Source organism: Streptomyces sp. ADI95-17 (assembly GCF_003846175.1).
GTDB lineage: Bacteria > Actinomycetota > Actinomycetes > Streptomycetales > Streptomycetaceae > Streptomyces > Streptomyces sanglieri.
Window position 1 is genome coordinate 71,776 of sequence record NZ_ML123053.1, and the last position, 3,370, is coordinate 75,145.

Annotated in this window: 1 protein-coding gene; it reads left to right on the plus strand. The window is 75.4% G+C overall.

Going from position 1 to position 3,370, the window contains the following annotated elements; translation table 11 throughout:
• Positions 1 to 3,370, plus strand: a 3,370-nt coding sequence (locus tag EES42_RS39535) for an SDR family NAD(P)-dependent oxidoreductase (protein WP_124723185.1), incomplete at both ends; no start/stop codon positions are given.

Sequence of the window (3,370 nt, forward strand, 5' to 3'; positions counted from 1 at the left end):
CGCGGTCGCCCGGGGACTGACGTTCCATCCGCCGCGGATCCCGATCGTCTCCAACGTCACCGGCGCGATCGTCCCCGCCGAGGAGATCTGCACCGCCGAGCACTGGGTGCGCCATGTCCGCCAGGCCGTCCGCTTCGACGACAGCGTCCGCTCCCTGGCCGAGCACGGGGTCACCACCTTCGTCGAACTGGGCCCCGACGGCGTGCTCTCCGCCCTGGTGGCGGACAGCCTGGCGGGCCGCACCGCCGACCCGGCGGCCGAACCCGCCGTCGCCTTCCCCGTGCTGCGCGGCGACCGCCCCGAGACCAGGGCCGCACTGACCGCACTGGCCCGCCTGCACGTGCGCGGCCGGAACCCGGACTGGTCCGCCATCCTGCCCGGCGCCGGTCAAGTCCCCCTCCCCACCTACGCCTTCCAGCGCAGCCGCTACTGGCCCGAGTCCCTGACGTGGACGGCGGCCCCCGATGGCGCGGCCGTCGAGGACCCCGCCGAGGCCGGATTCTGGTCTGCCGTGGAGCGCACGGACCTGGACGCCGTGACCGGGACGCTGGCCCTGGAAGGGGACCAGCCGCTGAGCGTCGTGCTGCCCGCACTGGCCGAGTGGCGGCGCGCCCGGCGTGAACAGTCCGCCCTCGACTCCCTGCGCTACGAGATCCGTTGGCGGACCGTGCCGGAACCCGAGGACGCCGCGCCCACCGGTACCTGGCTCGTCGTGGGCCCCGACGACGACACCACCGACGCGGCCGCCGACGCCCTGGCCGGGCGGGGCGCCACCGTCGTACGGCTACGGACACCCGGCGCAGCGGCCGGACACGAAGAGCGGGCCGGACGTGACGAGCGGGCCACGCTCGCCGAGTGGCTCCGGGACGCCCTGCGCGGACCGGACGAGTCGGGCCGGGCCCTGCCGGTCGCCGGAGTCCTGTCCCTGACGGGCCCGACCACCGGCGGCGCGGACGGCACCGAAGCCCTGCTCCGTACCCTCGCACTGGTGCAGGCGCTGGGCGACGCCCAGGTCGCCGCGCCCCTGTGGCTCGCCACCCGCGGCGCGGTCTCCGTGGGCGCCTCCGACCCGCTGACCCACCCGGAACAGGCGATGCTCTGGGGCCTCGGCCAGGTCGTGGCGGCCGAGGAACCGGCACGCTGGGGAGGCCTCGTCGACCTGCCCGACGTGCTGGACGCCCGCGCGGGACGTCGCCTGTGCGCCGTCCTCGCCGCACGCGACGGCGAGGACCAACTGGCCGTCCGCTCCTCGGGAGTCCATGCCCGCAGGCTCACCAGGCCCGCCCCGGGCCCGGCAGTCACCCGGACGGCGTGGCAGCCCTCCGGCACCGTCCTGATCACCGGCGGAACGGGCGCGCTCGGCGCCGTCGCCGCACGCTGGCTGGCCCGCAACGGAGCCGCCCGCCTCGTCCTCGTCAGCCGCAGCGGCAACGACGCCCCCGGCGCCGCCGAGCTGGTCGCCGAGCTGACCGGGCTCGGCACCGAGGTCACCGTCGCCGCGTGCGACGCCGCCGACCGCGACGCGCTGGCCGCCCTGCTGACGTCGCTGCCCGCCGACGAGCCGCTGACCGCGGTGGTGCACACGGCCGGAGTGCTCGACGACGGCATGCTCGCCTCGATGACCCCGGAGCAGGTCGAGAAGGTCCTGCGGCCGAAGGTCGACGCCGCACTCAACCTCCACGAACTGACCCGCGACCTGGACCTGTCCGCGTTCGTCCTCTTCTCCTCGCTGGCCGCCACCTTCGGCAACGCCGGCCAGGGCGCCTACGCGGCGGGCAACGCCTTCCTCGACGCGCTCGCGGCCGACCGCCGCGCCCACGGCCTGGCCGCCACGTCCATTGGCTGGAGTGCCTGGGCGGGGGCCGGCATGGCCGCCGACCCGGTGGTCGCCGAGCGCGTCCGGAGAGGCGGCTTGCCGCCTCTGCCGCCCGAGCAGGCCATGGCCGCGCTGCGTCAGGCGGTCGAACAAGGCGCCGCCCACATCGTCGTCGCCGACGTGGACTGGGCGCGCTTCGCCCCCACGCTCCTGGCGGGCGGACGCTCCGCATTCATCGGCGAACTCCCCGAGGTCCGCGCCCTGCCGGCCTCCGATGCCGCGCCGAAGACGGCCCAACAGGGCACCGACGCGCTGCGCACCCGGCTCTCGGGCGCCTCCGCGGGAGAGCGCGAGCAGATCCTGCTGGCCCTGGTCAGCGGGCAGGCCGCAGCCGTGCTCGGGCACACATCCGCGGACGCGGTACAGCCCTCCCGCGCCTTCCGCGACCTGGGCTTCGACTCGCTCACCGCCGTGGAACTGCGCAACCTGCTCGGCAGCAGCACCGGCCTCGCCCTGCCCGCAACGCTGGTCTTCGACTATCCGACCCCGCTCGTCCTCGCCCGGCACCTGCGCGACGAACTGGTGGGCGACGGCGCCGACCTCGCGCACGACCAGCCGACGGCCGCCCCGGCCGCCCTCGACGACGACCCGATCGCGATCGTCGGCATGGGCTGCCGCTTCCCCGGCGGCGCCCAGTCGCCGGAGGAGCTGTGGCGGCTCCTGGAGTCGGGCACCGACGCCGTCTCCCCGCTGCCCGCCGACCGGGGTTGGGACATCGACCGGCTCTACAGCGAGGACCCGGAACAGCAGGGCACCTCATACGTCCGCGAAGGCGGGTTCCTGGCAGGCGCGGCCGAGTTCGACGCCGCGTTCTTCGGCATCGCGCCGCGCGAGGCACTGGCGATGGACCCGCAGCAGCGGCTGCTCCTCGAAACGTCCTGGGAAGCCTTCGAGCGCGCCGGGATCGACCCCGATTCGGTACGGGGCACACGCGTCGGCGTCTTCGCGGGCACCAACAGCCAGGACTACACAGGGATGCTGCTGGGCTCCGCCGAGAGCGCGGAGGGGCTCGTGGGCACCGGCAACGCGGCGAGCGTGGTCTCGGGCCGCGTCTCGTACACCCTGGGACTCCAGGGGCCCGCCGTCACGGTCGACACGGCATGCTCGTCGTCGCTGGTCGCCCTGCACCTGGCGGTCCAGTCGCTGCGGTCGGGCGAGTGCACCATGGCGCTGGCCGGCGGCGTGACCGTGATGTCGACCCCGTCGGCGTTCATCGAGTTCAGCCGCCAGCGCGGCCTGGCCACGGACGGCCGGTGCAAGGCGTTCGCCGAGGCCGCCGACGGCACCGGCTGGGGCGAGGGCGTCGGCATGCTCCTGGTGGAGCGCCTCTCCGACGCCCGCCGCAACGGCCATGAAGTCCTCGCGGTCGTACGTGGTTCCGCGGTGAACCAGGACGGCGCCTCCAACGGCCTGACCGCTCCCAACGGCCCCGCACAGCAGCGCGTCATCCGCCAGGCGCTGGCGAGCGCGGGCCTGACGCCCGCGGACGTCGAC